The 15,559-nt window shown below is 58.9% G+C and carries 14 protein-coding genes; 4 read left to right on the forward strand and 10 right to left on the reverse strand.

What is annotated here, in order from left to right:
- Nucleotides 1-87 precede the first annotated feature (87 nt).
- Entirely contained in the window at nucleotides 88-747 is a 660-nt protein-coding gene (locus Ga0074115_RS08800) for an outer membrane beta-barrel protein (RefSeq protein ID WP_082626867.1), read from the forward strand.
- 35 nt (nucleotides 748-782) lie between these two features.
- On the opposite strand, the gene coaE is transcribed toward Ga0074115_RS08800, so the two are convergent.
- The 6 genes from coaE to Ga0074115_RS17175 form a co-directional block, all read right to left on the reverse strand.
- Entirely contained in the window at nucleotides 783-1,376 is a 594-nt protein-coding gene (coaE, locus tag Ga0074115_RS08805; RefSeq protein ID WP_198295059.1) for a dephospho-CoA kinase, read from the reverse strand.
- Entirely contained in the window at nucleotides 1,376-2,242 is an 867-nt protein-coding gene (locus Ga0074115_RS08810; RefSeq protein WP_057956604.1) for a prepilin peptidase, read from the reverse strand. The genes coaE and Ga0074115_RS08810 overlap by 1 nt, the downstream gene beginning before the upstream one ends.
- A 70-nt stretch (nucleotides 2,243-2,312) precedes the next feature.
- Entirely contained in the window at nucleotides 2,313-3,551 is a 1,239-nt protein-coding gene (locus tag Ga0074115_RS08815; protein WP_057956605.1) for a type II secretion system F family protein, read from the reverse strand.
- Nucleotides 3,552-3,554: 3 nt separating this feature from the next.
- Nucleotides 3,555-5,267 carry a type IV-A pilus assembly ATPase PilB gene (gene pilB / locus Ga0074115_RS08820; RefSeq protein ID WP_060528428.1) on the reverse strand — a complete coding sequence of 571 codons (1,713 nt, stop codon included), beginning with the start codon at nucleotides 5,265-5,267 and terminating at the stop codon, nucleotides 3,555-3,557.
- 202 nt (nucleotides 5,268-5,469) lie between these two features.
- Nucleotides 5,470-5,907 (reverse strand): type IV pilin protein, encoded by a 438-nt coding sequence (locus Ga0074115_RS17090; protein WP_006474484.1) that lies wholly within the window; start codon nucleotides 5,905-5,907, stop codon nucleotides 5,470-5,472.
- Nucleotides 5,908-6,068: 161 nt separating this feature from the next.
- Nucleotides 6,069-6,542, reverse strand: coding sequence for a prepilin-type N-terminal cleavage/methylation domain-containing protein (locus tag Ga0074115_RS17175; RefSeq protein WP_006474483.1), 474 nt, complete (start codon nucleotides 6,540-6,542; stop codon nucleotides 6,069-6,071).
- Nucleotides 6,543-7,019: 477 nt separating this feature from the next.
- On the opposite strand from Ga0074115_RS17175, the gene Ga0074115_RS08835 reads away from it, so the two are divergent.
- The gene (locus Ga0074115_RS08835; RefSeq protein WP_232433004.1) at nucleotides 7,020-9,185 is read left to right on the forward strand and encodes a sulfatase-like hydrolase/transferase; all 2,166 of its coding nucleotides are present in this window, start codon (nucleotides 7,020-7,022) and stop codon (nucleotides 9,183-9,185) included.
- A gap of 27 nt (nucleotides 9,186-9,212) precedes the next feature.
- On the opposite strand, the gene Ga0074115_RS08840 is transcribed toward Ga0074115_RS08835, so the two are convergent.
- From Ga0074115_RS08840 to Ga0074115_RS08850, 3 genes are read right to left on the reverse strand one after another with little or no spacing between them, the layout of a single operon-like run.
- Nucleotides 9,213-10,559, reverse strand: a complete 1,347-nt coding sequence (locus Ga0074115_RS08840) for a sigma-54-dependent transcriptional regulator (protein ID WP_057956771.1) — start codon at nucleotides 10,557-10,559, stop codon at nucleotides 9,213-9,215.
- The gene (locus Ga0074115_RS08845) at nucleotides 10,560-12,200 is read right to left on the reverse strand and encodes a sensor histidine kinase (RefSeq protein WP_198295060.1); all 1,641 of its coding nucleotides are present in this window, start codon (nucleotides 12,198-12,200) and stop codon (nucleotides 10,560-10,562) included.
- 21 nt (nucleotides 12,201-12,221) lie between these two features.
- Complete coding sequence (locus tag Ga0074115_RS08850) at nucleotides 12,222-12,455, reverse strand: PP0621 family protein (RefSeq protein WP_057956770.1); 234 nt, start codon at nucleotides 12,453-12,455, stop codon at nucleotides 12,222-12,224.
- A 102-nt stretch (nucleotides 12,456-12,557) separates the two neighbouring features.
- Here Ga0074115_RS08850 and Ga0074115_RS08855 point away from each other — a divergent pair, with 102 nt between their 5' ends.
- Both Ga0074115_RS08855 and Ga0074115_RS08860 read left to right on the forward strand, forming a co-directional pair.
- On the forward strand, nucleotides 12,558-14,186 hold the full coding sequence (locus Ga0074115_RS08855; protein ID WP_232433005.1) for an NAD+ synthase: 1,629 nt from the start codon (nucleotides 12,558-12,560) through the stop codon (nucleotides 14,184-14,186).
- Between the two features lie 94 nt (nucleotides 14,187-14,280).
- Nucleotides 14,281-14,619, forward strand: a complete 339-nt coding sequence (locus tag Ga0074115_RS08860; protein ID WP_005960798.1) for a P-II family nitrogen regulator — start codon at nucleotides 14,281-14,283, stop codon at nucleotides 14,617-14,619.
- A 47-nt stretch (nucleotides 14,620-14,666) separates the two neighbouring features.
- On the opposite strand, the gene Ga0074115_RS08865 is transcribed toward Ga0074115_RS08860, so the two are convergent.
- A complete protein-coding gene (locus Ga0074115_RS08865) occupies nucleotides 14,667-15,482 on the reverse strand; it encodes an outer membrane protein assembly factor BamD (protein ID WP_057956768.1) in 816 nt (271 codons plus the stop codon).
- Between the last annotated feature and the right edge of the window lie 77 nt (nucleotides 15,483-15,559).

The raw sequence follows: 15,559 nt of genomic DNA on the forward strand, positions 1-15,559 counted from the left end.
TTGTGAAGGTGTGACTCTGTCGCTTGTGGCGGGAAAAAGAATCTCCTAGCGTGCAGGTTCTTAAGAAGGATTTCAGAGGTTCCTGCCGTGAACAGAGTCATTTTGCTGCTTTTCCTGTGCATGTTCTCCCTTTCGGCACAGGCGTTGGAAGGATATGTGGAGGCCCTTCTGGGCTCTGTTGATGTGGAGGGTGTGGAGACGGGCACATACACCTCCACAGAGACAGGAACCATGAGCGGTGCACTAAAGTATGGCTCCACCCTCGGTCTCGGGCTCGAGGTTGGTCTGCGTAATTTCGAAGAGCATAATGTGCTGCGGGCCAGCCTCTCCTGGCATTTCGCCGGGGCCGAGCTGGATAGCGCCAGCATCACGACCAATGGGGGTTCTGAGCTTGCGTCGGGGAGCTATGCGATATCGAGCGCAGAGCTGAAAAGCGTCGGTCTCAATTTTGATAACGATATTCATGTCGTTCTGGCAAACCTCTATTACGAACTCCCGATCGGGATGGATCTGTTCCCATATGTTGGTCTGGGGTTGGGTGTGGCAGATGTTGAAAATGCCGATGGCACAAGCGCTGCGGGCGCGGTTTCAGTGGGTCTACGTATCGAGAGACCGGATGAAACCTATTGGGCCCTGAGATATCAGCGATTCGCTATCGGCAGTATCACGGACAAGCTGGGTATCACCTATGGGGATATCGGCTTCGACATCATCACTGTGACAGTCGGTATGAATTTTTCGCTCTGAACTGGATGCGGGGAGAGAGCCCAGCGATCTCGGGCTTATCGGGCAGACAGCCGCAGATACTTTTCATGCAACTGCTCAGTGGCGGCTTTCAGCGCGGCGAGATCGCCGCTGTTTTCGATCAGATCATCGGCTATGGCTCTACGGCTTGCGCGATCCGTCTGGGCAGCAAGAATCTGGCGGATCTGGATTTCTGAAAGCGCATCGCGCTGCTCGATCCGCTCGATCTGTAGCGCCTCAGGCAGATCCACCACCAGGATTCGGTCGGCGCTGTAATTATGTCCGCTCTCCAGCAGCAGCGGGACGACAACGACGGCATAAGGGGTGTCCAGCCTTTGCAGGTGTCGCGCCACCTCGGCCCGAATCCGCGGGTGGAGGATCTGCTCCAGTTGACGCCGCTTTTCCGGCGCATCAAATACAATCTGTCGCAACCTGGCACGGTTGAGCCGGCCATCGGTGTCAAGCACCTGCCTGCCGAACTGGTTGATGATCTCTTGCAGAGCCGGCATGCCTGGAGCGACCTGTTCGCGGGCGATGAGGTCTGTATCGATCACCGGCACACCCAACTCTTCGAAGTGTCGGGAGACGGTGGACTTGCCGCTGCCGATGCCGCCGGTGAGGGCCACCAGCATCAGCCAAGCCCCGACCACTGTAGATAGGCATGGTTGATCGAGTCACCCCAGAGCATGGCGATCCAGCCTGCGGCAGCCAGATAAGGGCCAAACGGGATCGGCAGGTTGCGCTCGCGACCACGCAGCAGGATCAGCGAGATCCCGAGCAGGGCGCCGACCAGGGCGGAGGCCATGATCGTTAGCGGCAGGTATTGCCAGCCGAGCCAGGCACCGATGGCGGCGAGTAGTTTGAAATCGCCGTAGCCCATGCCCTCTTTTCCGGTGATTCGCTTGAATATCTGATAGACGCTCCACAGGGTGAGATAACCGGCGGCTGCGCCTATCACCGCTGACTCCAGGTCGCTGAATAATCCGTCCAGGTTGAGCAGCAGCCCTGACCAGAGCAGTGGCAGGGTGATGTTGTCAGGTAACAACTGGGTGTCGAAGTCGATCATCGTCAGGGCGATCAGGGCCCAAGTGAAGCCCATCGCTGCCAGCACCTGCCAACCGGGATCGAAATGGTAAGCGACGATCAGGGTAAGTAGGGCGGTGGCTGCTTCAACCAGCGGATAGCGGATGCTGATGGGGGTGGTGCAGTCGGAGCAGCGTCCCCTGAGTAGCAGCCAGCTGATGAGCGGGATGTTCTCCCAGGCGCGGATCTGGTGACCACATTGGGGACAGCGGGAGGGTGGGTAGGCGAGGTCGAGTCGCTCCTCATCGGCGGTGGCTGGCTGCTTTAGCAGCTCCCGGCAGTCGCGTTGCCACTGCCGCTCCATCATCCGTGGTAGGCGCAGGATGACAACATTGAGAAAGCTGCCGATGGTCAGGCCGAGCAGGCCGCTGAAGATCAGGTAGATAGCCAGGTTTTGTTGTAGGAAGCTGAGCATAGCGATGTCAGGGTGCCTTTGCAGCACCACCTTGCGTGGTATGAGAACAAAGCACGTGGGTGGGGCAGAATCAGCCGAGCACCGCGGAACCCATCTTGAAAATCGGCAGATACATGGCGACCACCAGACCGCCGATCAAAGTACCGAGGATCACCATGATGAGCGGTTCGAGCAGGCTGCTGAGCGCATCCACTGCGTTGTCTACCTGCTCCTCGAAGAAGTCGGCGACCTTGGATAGCATGTCGTCGAGAGAGCCTGACTCCTCGCCGATCGAGACCATCTGGATCACCATGTTGGGGAACAGGTGGCGTTGGCGCATGGCCAGCTGTAGGGACTGGCCAGTGGCGACATCTTCACGCATGCGCAGTACCGCCTCGCTGTAGACTACATTGCCGGTGGCGCCAGAGACCGACTCCAGCGCTTCGACCAGGGGAACGCCGGCGGATGACATGGTGGAGAGGGTGCGGGCGAAGCGTGCGATCGCCGCTTTGTTCATGATGGGGCCGATGATTGGAATCTTAAGCAGGATCCGGTCGACCGTATGGCGGAATTTTCGCGAGCGCTTCCATGTGCCGATCAATATGTAACCCGACAGGATGGCGCCGCCAAGCATCGCCCACCACCAATTCTGCACCACATGGGCGATGTTGATGACGACGCGGGTAAACACAGGCAGGTCGGCGCCAAAGCCCCGGAACAGTTGCTCGAACTGGGGGATGACGAAGATCATGATGATCGCGGTGACGATGATAGCGACCAGGACCACCGCGGCGGGGTAGAACAGCGCTTTCTTGATTTTGCCCTTGATTGACTCGGTCTTCTCCTTGTAGAGCGCAATCTTGTGCAGCAGGGTCTCCAGCACACCGGCATGCTCACCGGCTTTTACCAAGTTGCAGAACAGGTCATCAAAATGGAGTGGGTGTTTCTTGAGCGCATCGGCCAGTGCGGTGCCGCCCTCCACATCGGACTTGACGCTGAGGATCAGATCCTGCATTGAGGGGTTTTCGTGGCCACGTCCGACGATCTCGAACGCCTGCACCATCGGCACGCCGGCGCTCATCATGGTGGCGAGCTGACGACTGAAGACAGCGATGTCGGCGCTTTTGATCTTCCTCTTGCGACTTGTCAGAAATGAGGTCGTCTTTTTCCTGACCTTCAGCGGATTGATGCCCTGACGCCGTAGTTCAGCCCGCACTAGGGCAACATTGGTGGCGCGGGTCTCGCCGGTGATGCGCGAGCCCTTGCGATCAGTGCCTTCCCAGGCGTAAAGACTGGCTTTTGGCTGTGCTTTTTTAGCGGGAGGCGCCATGGTTTAGTCCTTGGTTACCCGGTTGATCTCATTGAGGCTGGTGAGGCCTGCCTTGACTTTGCGCAGGCCGGAGGCGCGCAGGTTATCGATCCCCTCCAACTGGGCCTGCTCCTGCACTTGCAGCGAGGTGCAGTCTGCCATGATCAGCTTGCCCATCGCCTCGGAGACAGGCATCACCTGGAATATGCCTATGCGACCTTTATAGCCGTTGGTGCACATGTCGCAGCCGATTGGCTTGTAGACGGTAATGCCTTCGTCGATCTCAGCATTGTTGAAGCCCTCTTCCAGCAGCGCTTCGCGGGGTAACTCTTCGGCGGCCTTGCAGTGGTCGCAGAGCCGTCGCGCCAGTCGTTGTGCCATGATCAACAGCACCGAGGAGGCAATGTTGAAGGGCGGAATGCCCATGTTGGCGAGGCGGGTCAGGGTCTGCGGGGCGTCGTTGGTGTGCAGGGTGGAGAGTACCAGGTGGCCGGTCTGGGCCGCCTTGACCGCGATCTCCGCAGTCTCCAGGTCACGTATCTCGCCGACCATGATGATATCCGGGTCCTGTCGCAGGAAGGCGCGCAGCGCCGTGGCGAAGGTGAGCCCGGTTTTCGGGTTCATGTTGACCTGGTTGATGCCCGGGACCTGGATTTCGACCGGATCCTCGACGGTGGAGATATTGACCTCGGGTTTGTTCAGTAGATTGAGGCCGGTGTAGAGGCTGACCGTCTTGCCGCTGCCGGTGGGGCCGGTGACCAGGACCATGCCGTAGGGTTTTGCGATCGCCTCGAGAAACGCCTTCTGCTGCTCCGGTTCGAAACCGAGTGACTCGATGCCGATCTGCGCGCTGGTGGGGTCGAGGATACGCAGCACCACCTTTTCACCATGCAGGGTGGGGCAGGTGTTGACGCGGAAGTCGATGGAGCGGCTCTTGGAGATCTTCATCTTGATGCGGCCGTCCTGCGGCACGCGACGCTCCGCGATGTTCATGCGCGACATCACCTTGAGGCGGCTGGTGAGGCGGTTGGCCAGGTTGGCGGGGGGCGAGGCGACCTCGTGCAGCAGGCCATCAATGCGGTAGCGGATGCGGTATTTGCGTTCGTAGGGCTCCAGATGGATATCCGAGGCGCCGGCGTTGATTGCATCCAGCAGTATCTTGTTGACGTAGCGCACCACCGGCGCTTCGTCCACATCCAGTTCGCCATCCGCCGGTTTTGAGTCCTCACCCCCGGAGATATCCAGGTTGTCCAGGTCAGTATCCAGCAGGTCGTCCATGCTGGTGTCCTGGGCATCCAGAATCAGGCTGATCAGCTTGCTGAGCTTGTTTTCTTCCACCAGGATCGCCTCGGAGGCGAGGCCGGTGTTGAAACGGATCTCGTCGAGTCCCTGGTGGTTGGTTGGGTCGGAGACGGCGAGGAAGAGGCGGTTACCACGTTTGAATAGCGGTAGGGCGTGGTGGTTGCGGATCAGTTTCTCATCCACCAAATCCCGCGGCATCAGGTCGGTGTCGACCACATCAAGATCGAAGATCGGCACGCCAAAACCACGAGAGGCGGAGACCGCGATCTCAAGGCTTGTAAGCAACTGGTTTTCGACTAGGTAAGTGGCAAATGGGATGCTCTGTGAGAGGGCATCCTCAAATGCGGCGGAGGCATTTTCCTCGGAAATTAGGTTGTCCTGGATAATACAACGGGCCAGGCCGCTGAGGTTTGCTTTGGGTTTGGTGCTGGCCATCCTGTCGATATCTTCCGCGCTGGTGGAGAGGTTGGGGGCGGTCGGGCCAGTTCAGCCCATGAGGCGGGCTGAGTTTGGAAATGGTGTTCAATAACCACCGCAACCAACTGATCTTATTGCCCCAATATAGCCCCTGCCGGGGGTGATATCAATTTGCCCAGGGTGTGCGCCATCACGCTTTTTAGTGTTGAATGGATGGAAGTCAGCTGCCGGTGTTTGTTGCACACCTAAAGGTGCCCGCGGTCTGGTTCCGGGTGCATTGGATGCTGGCTTCAGCGTAGTTGATGTCGGTGACGGTCAGGATGTAGCCGGTTGCGATGTCGGCGTTGAGCGCGGCCACCGAGTAGTTGTAATTGTTGCCGTCACCATCGGGGTGCCAGGCGAGGTTACCTGTCTGCAGGTCTATTGGGTTGCCATCCGCTTCCCAACTGCCAGCGATGTAGGTGTTGTTCTCCAGGAAGTAGTCTTCCAGAGCCAGGCGTAGGGGTTCGGCGTTCATGCGCGCGGCGCTGAAGCGGGCCTCTTCGATGTAGCCGTTGTAGGCGGGAATGGCGATGGCTGAGATGATGGTGATGATGGCTATGGTGATCATCAGTTCGATAAGGGAAAAGCCGTTGGAGTGGCATACCTTGGTTTTCATGTCGTTCACCGCTATTTAAAGGTACCTGGGAAGGCGTTGGAAACAGCTCAGCCATTGTTGGTCTGAGAGTAATATCACCGGACCACTCTCGCAAAAACGGGGAAGCTGGCCGTTTATGCCAGCTTCCCCAATCCCAATTTTAGCCGATCCGATGGCAGGGGTTAACTGCCTGTACGCACCGGATTGTAACTAATCGCGCCGTTGACGGTGATGGTTGCAATCTCTTGCGCTACGCCGGTGCCGTCACCTGCTGGATCGTAGGCGGGGCGAGTCAACGTTAGGTCACTTGCGTCCGTGCCATTGCCGCCGACGACGATGACATCACCTGCCCCATTGGCTGCCTGGGCAAACGCTGCGTCGCCACTGGGAGCGGTGCCGCCGCTGTTGTTGAGTGCGGTGATCCACTCAGCTGTTGTGTCGGTAGGAAAAGTACCGCCACGGGCGACCACAGATTGGCGTCGGGACATCTCGGAGCGAACAAAGTTGATGCCCTCTTCATAGGCGGTATTCACTCGTGTGACGTTCGCTTCAGTAATGTAGCCGTTATAGGCCGGGATGGCGATAGCGGCCAGGATGGCGATGATCGCAACTACGATCATCAGTTCGATAAGTGTGAAACCAGATTGGTTTTTCATTGCTGCATTCTCCTCAAAATACCTGCTGGGCGGTGAAGGGCTGCCCAAAACCCGGAGCGTTTGGCCGGTGGCCGTCACTGGTGATGTCTAAGCAGTTTCTGTGCCACGAGGATGGAATGGCGCTTATGTTCTGATGTAATTCAATTATTTCAATTGGTTATGCTCTGCGTTCAGCTCTGAGAGCAGGGCGGATTACACCGGAACGCATACAAGGAATTAAAGTGAGGGCCTCGAGTGTCACTAAGTGACATTTTTTGTCACCTGTGGCTGAGGGTTCTCAGTAAATGCCATCAAGAAAAACTGCAGAGAGTGGTCTCTCGTGACGATAACTGTGGAGATCGCAGTCGGCATGGATCTCGCTAGTGTGTCGACAGACCGGGTTGGGATCATAAAAATGGAACCTAAATCCTGGCTGCTGGTTGGCTTCCCAGCCAGAATTAGGTGTTGAATGGTCACACAAACAGGCAGGGTAGAGCGTTGAAGGCAGGGGTTTCGCAAGTCAATGAGATAATGGGGCCGGACCGGAAAAGTGCGCGGCGGCTTCTTGTGTTGCTGACGTCGCTGACGCTTTTCTGGATGCTTTCCCTGTTTTTGATAAGGACGGTGGGTTTTTTTGTTCGCCGTGCCGACTCCAAGGTCTTCCACTCGCTGTCGTTTGAGGAACTGCTGGCGGGAGGTCTGGGGGGTGACCTGCTGCTGTTTGCTACCGCATTGATCGGACTCTACCTGTTTGTGGGGGGCGTGGTCTGGTGGGTAACGACGCTGATTGCCCGCAAGCACCATCTGAATGGTCAAGTCTACTTGCTTGCCGGGCTATCGTTCTGGCTGCTCAGTGTGTTCTGGCTGCTGTTGTCAAACGGTCTGGAGTTTCCCCGTTCGCGTTATACCTTCATCGTGAGAGGATTGACCGGGACAGGCTATGCCGAATCTGTCTCGCTTCTGGCCGGTACACTGATTCTGGGGTTGGTGGTTTATGCTGCCCTGTTGCAGTTGCATGGTTGGTTGCCAGCAGTGCGGAAATGCCCGACTCGAATCGGTGCGGTGGCAGTGGGGTTGGCACTGTTGCTGGCAATCCCCCTGTTTTTTCCCGCGGTGCCCCTGTCTGAGGCTGGTGCATCCAATCGTCCCAATATCATTGTGATTGGCGTCGATTCCCTGCGTCTGGATCATGTCGGATATTTCACTGCTGGAGAGGGATCGACCCCGGCAATTGATGATTTTCTAAACTCCGCTGCTGTTTTTCCTGAAACGATTACGCCATTGGCCCGGACTTTCCCTGCCTGGAGCAGCATTTTGTCCGGGCGTTATCCGAAGAGTACCGGGGCAAGATATAACCTGATCGATCCGACCCGAGTTGAGATGGATGAAAATCTGGCCTGGACACTCAAGAAGATCGATTATCAAACTATCATCGCGATGGATGAGAGGCGCTTTGCCAACTTCGATGCCAGCTATGGTTTTGAGCAGGAGGTGGGGCCGAAGATTGGTGTAGGGGATTTTGTGCTTGCCAGCATCAACGATACGCCGTTGACCAACCGTCTGCTCGATACCTGGTTGGGCCGGCTGCTTTTTCCCTACAGTTATCTGAATCGAGGAGTCAGTGAGACCTATCAGCCAAAATCTTTCCTTGACCGGCTGAAGTACGTGATCACTCAGCGCGATCGGCACAAGCCGCTGTTTCTGGTCACCCATTTCTGCCTGCCCCATTGGCCCTACTACTGGTCGCAGACCTCACTTGATGCCAGCCAAACAGGTGATACGCTTTCGAACCGGATGTTCTTCTACCGGAGCGCGGTGGCCGAGGTTGATGCGCAATTCAATGATCTGATGAACGCCCTGCGGGAACAGGGTGTGTTGGAGAATGCGATTGTGGTGTTGTTGTCTGATCATGGCGAATCGCATGGTGAGACGCTGCAGGCCTATACCGAGGTTGGCGCTGGCGGGGCATCAGCCAGGCAGGGTTTTGATCCGTTGCGGACGATGGTTGAGCGGGAAGACTGGGGGCACGGGACCAATATCCTGAGGCGTGAACAGCATGCCGTTGTATTGGGGATAAAAGGCTTCGGGCAACACCAATTTCCCCCTGGGATACGGCCACAGCGGGCCTCGCTGATCGATATCGCACCCACTCTCTATTCACTGGTCGGGATTAAGCGGGGGCAGGCTGAATTTGACGGGCGCTCGCTGGTTGCTTCTTTGGAGGCTCCTTCAAGAGAACCTATAGAGCGTTCTTTCTATCTTGAATCAGGTTTCTCTGTGCCAGCTATCATTTCGATTAAGCCTGACATGGAGGTCGTTATGGCGCAGGGGCTGCGCCACTATGCCGTGAATCGGGATAATGGACGCCTTGAAGTCAGCAAAAAATCGCATCATCACATCATTGAGAGCAAACAGCGCGGTGTGCTGATCGGGGATTGGCTGATGTTTGCAGTGAAAGGCAAGGGAGAGGACGACTCGCAACTGGTCGGTCTGCTCAATGAGAAAACCCGGGAGTGGACCACAGCCTTGGACTCAGAGTTCGCCCGGAAGGCCCCGCTGCGGCGTCTGCAGAAAGCCCTGGTGGATTTCTATGGCGATGAGGCGAAGTTTGACTTCGCAGGCTTACCGGAACGTCTGGCCAAGTTGGAACGCCAGCCCGAATAGCGGACTTCTCCTTGTGTACGACTAGTCTTAGTCCCTGTCCAGCCCAAGCTTCGAGAGCCGATAACGCAGCGATCTCAGGCTCATGCCGAGTTTCCTGGCTGCAGCGGTGCGGTTCCAGCGTGTCTCCTCCAGGGCTTTGATGATCGCCTGACGTTCAATATCCCCCAGCATGTCGCCAAGGGGTTTGCTGGTTCGCCCGGTGGGCTCTGTGTTGACCTCGGGAAGCTGTAGGTCGCGAGTGCTCAGCTGGTCACCCTCGCAGAGGGTGATCGCCCGTTCCAGAATGTTCTCCAGTTCACGTACGTTGCCGGGGAAAGGGTGGCGCTGCAACGCTTGCAGCGCATCCGGGCTGAGGCAGGGCGACGGCAGCTCCGAGTTGCTGCAGAGGCGGGTAAAAATGCTGTCGATCAGTAGCGGGATATCCTCCGGACGCTCTCGCAGCGGCGGAAGCGGCAGCTCAATCACGTTGATGCGGTAGAAGAGGTCTTGGCGAAAGCTGCCGTTTTCCACCATCTCGCTGAGATTTTTATGGGTGGCGCTGATGATGCGCACATCCACCGAGACCTCCCGATGGCCGCCCACCGGGCGCACTCGCTTTTCTTGGATCGCCCGCAGCAGTTTGACCTGCATCTGCAGCGGTAGATCGGCCACCTCGTCGAGAAACAGGGTGCCGCCGTCGGCGGCCTGGAACAGCCCCTGCCGGTCGCTGCTGGCGCCGGTGAAGCTGCCCTTCATATAACCAAACAGCTCGCTCTCCATCAGTTCTTGAGGGATGGCGCCGCAGTTGACTGCGACAAACTCTCGGTCGGCGCGGGGACCTTGGTCGTGGATCATGCGCGCCACCAGTTCCTTGCCGGTGCCCGATTCGCCGCTGATGTAGACTGGCGCCTGGCTGCGGGCGAGTTTCTGTACCAGCTCGCGGATCCGCTGCATCGCGCGGGAGTTGCCGAGCAGTTGCCTGCCGGCACCTGCATCAGAGGTTGTCGGCGCGGCAGTTTGGCGCTCGGGTGAGAGCTTGAGCGCCTTCTCCACCAGTTTTCGCAGGATCGCCAGATCCACCGGCTTGGAGACGAAGTCGAAGGCCCCGGCCTTCAGCGCCTCGATCGCCGACTCCATGTTGCCGTGGGCGGTGATCATCGCCACCGGCAGGGCCGGGTGGTGTTGGCTGATGTGGCGCACCAGCTCGATGCCGTTGCCGTCGGGCAGGCGCATGTCGGTGAGACAGAGATCGAAGCGCTCGCTGGCGAGATGTTGATGGGCCTGGGCGAGGTTGAGCGCGGCACGGGTCTCTATGCCCATACGCATCAGGGTGATCTCCAGCAGTTCGCAGATGTCGGGTTCGTCATCCACGACCAGCGCCAACGGCTGCGTCATCTAACTTACCTCGTGGTTCCAGTTGTAGAAATGCAGCCGGAAGCAGCTGCCGCCGGTGGGCCCGGGAATATACTCCAGTTCGATACGATTCGCCTCGCTCAGTTCCTTGGCGATATAAAGGCCCAGGCCGGTACCTTTGTTATGGGTAGTGTAGAAGGGCTCGAAGATCTGCCGTGCCACCTCCCGCGGGATACCGGGGCCATTATCGATGATATCGACCACCGGATCGTCGAACTCAGTCACCTTGCCGCCGATGATGCGGATCCGTAACGGTTGTTCCCTACTGGCGTGTTCGCGGGCATTGTTGCAAAGATTGGTGACGATCTGCCGCAGCTGTCCCGGGTCGGCGATGATATTGATGCTCTCCGGCTCCACCTGCAGCGAAAAGACCCCCGGCGGCAGCTCATGATCCTGCTCCTGCTCGCTGATAAAGTCGCGCAACCAGGCGGTGAGAGGGATGGCGCGGGGTTTGCCTGGATCGCGGCGGGAGAGCTGCAGCACATTCTCGATCACCTGATTGACCCGCTGAGAGTTGGATTGAATGATCTCGATCAGGCGCCGGTCGGCTGGGTTCAGGTCGGGGGATTCGTCAAACAGCTGGCTGGCGTGGCTCAGCGCCCCCAGCGGGTTGCGGATCTCATGGGCGATGCTGGCGGTGAGACGCCCCAGCGAGGCGAGTTTCATCTGTTGGGCCTGGACGATCAGCCGCGAGTGGTCCTCGAGAAATACCAGCACCCGGCCGTCGGCGCCCGCCTCCAGGGCGTTGAAGCGGGGCTTCAGTTCCGGCCCGTGGGCGTTGATGCGAAATGGCGGGCATTCCCGGTTATGATCCTGTTTCCAGCGGATCAGCATGTGCGTCAGTTCTTTTGAGGCGCGTTTCAGCGGGCTGCCGATGGCCGCATCCGGGGTACCCAACAGGCGTCGGGCAGGGGCGTTGATCAGCAGGATGCGCAGGTGTTGATCCACCACCAGTACGCCGGTCTGGATATGCTGGATTACATGGTCGTTGAGGCGCGCCATATTCTCCAGTTGGCGCGCCCGCTGCTCCGCCAGCTTTTCACTCTCGCCGATCCGCCGCGAGAAGACGTGGGCGATCAGCGCCATGGTGAAGTAGAGGCTGCCGAGAAAACCGGCCTGGATGAACCGGGTTGGGTAGACGTGGGTTAGCGAGGCGTAGATCTGGTCGGTGATTACCATCAGCGAGGCGAGGGCGGCAAACAATAGCGAGGCGCGCCCGCCCATCATCACACTGCCGCTGGTGATGGAGATTGCGATCAGGATGCCCAGCCCACTCTCGATGCCGCCGCTGGCGTGCATCAGCAGGGTGATCGCCAGGATGTCGATGAAGACCATCACCGCCGCTTGCTGGTCCGCCTTGGGTGAGCGCCAATACCAGAATACTGTACCGACCATCACCAGCCCCATATAGAGGGTGGCGCTGAAGGCGAATAGGCTGGTTGAGTGCTGGCCAAGAAAGTCGGGGCCGGTCTTACTGAAAAAAAAGAACAGCAGCGCCAGCGAGAGGGTGATGCGGTAGATCAGGAACAGCCGCAGGTTCTTCCAGCTGCGCAGCGATTTCAGCGCGCGCTTGCTGCTCTCCACCTGCAAAGTGTCACGCAGGGAGTCGAGCCAGCTGCGCATGATTAGATGCCGCTCACCGAGTCAGCCTTCAGGGTGATAGGCATCGTGGTGCTCTTGGCTGCAGAAGAAGTGGTTGCCCGCCTGCAGCGCCTCCTCACGGGGCAGATGCAGCCCGCAGTGAGCGCACTGCACCCCCTCCAGTGACTTCACCTGCCTGGGGGGATGGGGCTGGGTTTGGTGTCTGGACCAAAGGTGGCGGATGATCAGCAGCGCAACCCAGATAGCTGCGCCGATTAACAGATAGCGGAGGCCCATCGACGATACTCACAGGACGGGGTTTGCAAAACGATTTTGTCGGCGGAAGCGATTATTGGAATAATACCACCTTTTGCCGGCTCCGAGCCGAACGAGGTCCGTGTGACACTGCGTATCCAGATTGCCCAGCTCAACTTTCTTGTTGGGGATATCGAAGGCAACACCGAAAAGCTGCTCAGCACCGCGCGTGCTGCTCGGGGACGGGCCGATGCGGTGATCTTTCCCGAACTGACCCTGACCGGTTATCCGCCGGAAGACCTGCTGCTGCGTTCTGACTTCATCGCCCGGGTGGAGCAGGCGCTGCAGCGCATCATCGACGAGGCGCATGGGGTGCATCTGATCTTTGGTTATCCGCTGCAGCGCGACGGGCAGCTCTACAATCTGGCCGGGGTGGTCCGCGATGGCGAACTGATTGCCGAATACCGCAAACAGATGCTGCCTAACTACTCGGTGTTCGATGAGAAACGCTACTTCAGCCCCGGTAGCGAGGCGGTGCTGTTCCCCCTCAACGGGGTGCAGGTCGGGCTGAGCGTGTGTGAGGATATCTGGGAGCCACAGCCGATGGCTCAGGCGGTGACGGCGGGTGCCGAACTAATCCTCAATCTCAACGCCTCGCCGTTTCACACTGGCAAGGCGCCGGAGCGGGAGCAACTGGTGCAGGAGCGAGCTCGCCAGCACGGCGTGCCGGTAGTTTATGCCAACCTGGTGGGCGGGCAGGACGAGCTGGTGTTCGACGGCGGTTCCTGTGTGGCGGATGGCCAGGGCGAGCTGGTGCGGCGGCTGGCGTTCTACGAGGAGGCTATCGCACTGGTCGAATTTGAAACGGGTGATCGGCTGCGACCGCTGCCCGGCGAGGTTGCGGCAATACTGAGCGAAGAGGAGGCGGTGTATGGCGCACTGGTGCTGGGGGTGCGCGACTATGTCTGCAAGAATGGTTTCAATGGCGCCATCCTCGGCCTCTCCGGCGGTATCGACTCGGCGCTGACCCTGGCGGTGGCGGTGGATGCGCTGGGTGCGAACCAGGTGGAGGTGGTGATGATGCCGTCGCGCTACACCGCCGATATGAGTAATGAGGATGCGGCAGAGCAGGCGAGAATCCTCGGCGTGGAGCACCGCACGATCCCCATCGAGCCCGCTTTCAATGCCTTTCTCGGCATGCTGGAGCCGGAGTTTGCCGGGCGGCCGGCGGATGTCACCGAGGAGAATATCCAGGCGCGCTGCCGTGGCGTCATCCTGATGGCGATCAGCAACAAGAAGGGGCGCATCCTGCTCACCACCGGCAACAAGAGCGAGATGTCGGTGGGTTATGCCACCCTCTATGGAGACATGGCCGGCGGCTTTGCGCCGATCAAGGATGTGCCGAAACTGCTGGTCTACCGGCTTTGTGAATATCGCAACCGCCTCTCGCCAGTGATCCCGCAGCGGGTGATCGAGCGCCCGCCGTCGGCGGAGCTGGCGCCAGGCCAGAAAGACAGCGATTCGCTGCCCGATTATGCGGTGCTTGATCCGGTCTTGGAGCGCTATGTGGAACAGGACCAGAGTCCGACACAGATCATCGCCGCCGGATTCGAGGCGGCGTTGGTGGAGCGGGTGGTAGGGATGGTGGACCGCAACGAATACAAGCGCCGCCAGGCTCCGCCGGGAATCAAGATCACTCGCCGTGCCTATGGTCGTGACCGGCGCTATCCGCTGACCCGCGGCTATTGGACGCCGCTGGAGTCGGAGCGGTAAACTTGCCTCCGATGAGATTAGGTGCCGGTTCGCTGCACGATCCGGTCAGACGATCAGCAAAACGCCATGTCTGGCGGGAATGGAGTAAGAAACAATGAAAAAAGTCGAGGCCATCATCAAACCGTTCAAGCTGGAAGATGTGCGCGAGGCGCTCTCCGCGGAGGGAATTACCGGTCTGACCGTGACCGAGGTGAAGGGGTTTGGGCGGCAGAAGGGGCACACCGAGCTCTATCGTGGTGCCGAGTATGTTGTCGATTTTCTGCCCAAGGTGAAGATCGAGGTGGTGGTGGCTGAGGCGGCAGTGCAGTCCTGCATCGAGGCGATCACCAACGCGGCACGCACCGGCAAGATTGGTGACGGCAAGATCTTTGTCTCGCCGGTGGAAAAGGTGATCCGCATCCGTACCGGCGAACAGGATGAAGCGGCGATCTGAGTCTTCCGGCCGGCCTTGTGCCGGCCCTGCTGTGGGCTGCTAGGGAACTACTCCTTGTCTAGCCCGAGCGACTCCCAGATTCGCTCGCTCAGGCTCTCCTCATCCTGCTCTTCGGCGAACAGGCCGTTCTGCCGGTTCAGCGTCAGCACCCGCTCGGCATCCTCTGCCAGATTTTTCAGACCCAGTCGGGTGTAGGCGTCCACCATGATCTGCAGTGCTTCATCCACCACTGAGGTGCGCTGGAAGTTGGCGACCACCCGGTTGGCGCGGTTGGCGGCGGCTAGATAGGCGCCGCGGCGCATGTAGTAGCGGGCCACGTGGATCTGGTATTTGGCCAGGTTGTTGCGCAAGTAGATCATGCGCCGACGCGCGTCGGAGGCATATTTACTCTCCGGGAAACGGCGTACCAGCTCGGCGAAGTCGCTGAACGAGGTGAGCGCGGCGCCGGCGTCGCGCTGCGAGGAGTCGGTGGGGATGAAGCGGGTGGTGATGCTATGGTTGCGGTTAAAGTTGGCCAGCCCCTTCAGGTAGTAGGCATAGTCCACATAGGGATTTTGCGGGTGCAGCCGGATGAAGCGTTCGGCGGCGGCGATGGCCGAATCGGGCTCGCTGTTTTTGTAGTGGGCATAGATGATGTCGAGCTGTGCCTGGGTGGCGTAGCGGCCGAAAGGGTAGCGTGCCTCCAACCCTTCGTAGTATTCGATGGCGCTGTCATAGTCGCCGTCCATCATCGCCGACTTGGCTTCAGAATAGAATTTGCTGGCGCTCCACCCCTTGGTCTTGTCGATCTGCTCCGGCAGCAGTGAGCAGGCGGAGATCAGCGACAGTAGCAGTACGAGAATAAGAAAGCGAAACAAATGCATGGCCGGCAGGCAAGTTCTTGTGAGTCAGTAAAAGGCGGCATTATAACGGAAAGCTCTGGCGCGCGCATAAGGGCGGA

It is taken from the genome of endosymbiont of Ridgeia piscesae (assembly GCF_001443665.1).
Lineage (GTDB): Bacteria > Pseudomonadota > Gammaproteobacteria > Chromatiales > Chromatiaceae > Endoriftia > Endoriftia persephonae.

Coding starts and splice junctions, on each gene's coding strand:
- coaE (WP_198295059.1), bottom strand. CDS start 1,376: ATGCTGGTGGCCCTCACCGGCGGCATCGGCAGCGGCAAGTCCACCGTC.
- Ga0074115_RS08810 (WP_057956604.1), bottom strand. CDS start 2,242: ATGCTCAGCTTCCTACAACAAAACCTGGCTATCTACCTGATCTTCAGC.
- Ga0074115_RS08815 (WP_057956605.1), bottom strand. CDS start 3,551: ATGGCGCCTCCCGCTAAAAAAGCACAGCCAAAAGCCAGTCTTTACGCC.
- pilB (WP_060528428.1), bottom strand. CDS start 5,267: ATGGCCAGCACCAAACCCAAAGCAAACCTCAGCGGCCTGGCCCGTTGT.
- Ga0074115_RS17090 (WP_006474484.1), bottom strand. CDS start 5,907: ATGAAAACCAAGGTATGCCACTCCAACGGCTTTTCCCTTATCGAACTG.
- Ga0074115_RS17175 (WP_006474483.1), bottom strand. CDS start 6,542: ATGAAAAACCAATCTGGTTTCACACTTATCGAACTGATGATCGTAGTT.
- Ga0074115_RS08840 (WP_057956771.1), bottom strand. CDS start 10,559: ATGACGCAGCCGTTGGCGCTGGTCGTGGATGACGAACCCGACATCTGC.
- Ga0074115_RS08845 (WP_198295060.1), bottom strand. CDS start 12,200: ATGCGCAGCTGGCTCGACTCCCTGCGTGACACTTTGCAGGTGGAGAGC.
- Ga0074115_RS08850 (WP_057956770.1), bottom strand. CDS start 12,455: ATGGGCCTCCGCTATCTGTTAATCGGCGCAGCTATCTGGGTTGCGCTG.
- Ga0074115_RS08860 (WP_005960798.1), top strand. CDS start 14,281: ATGAAAAAAGTCGAGGCCATCATCAAACCGTTCAAGCTGGAAGATGTG.
- Ga0074115_RS08865 (WP_057956768.1), bottom strand. CDS start 15,482: ATGCATTTGTTTCGCTTTCTTATTCTCGTACTGCTACTGTCGCTGATC.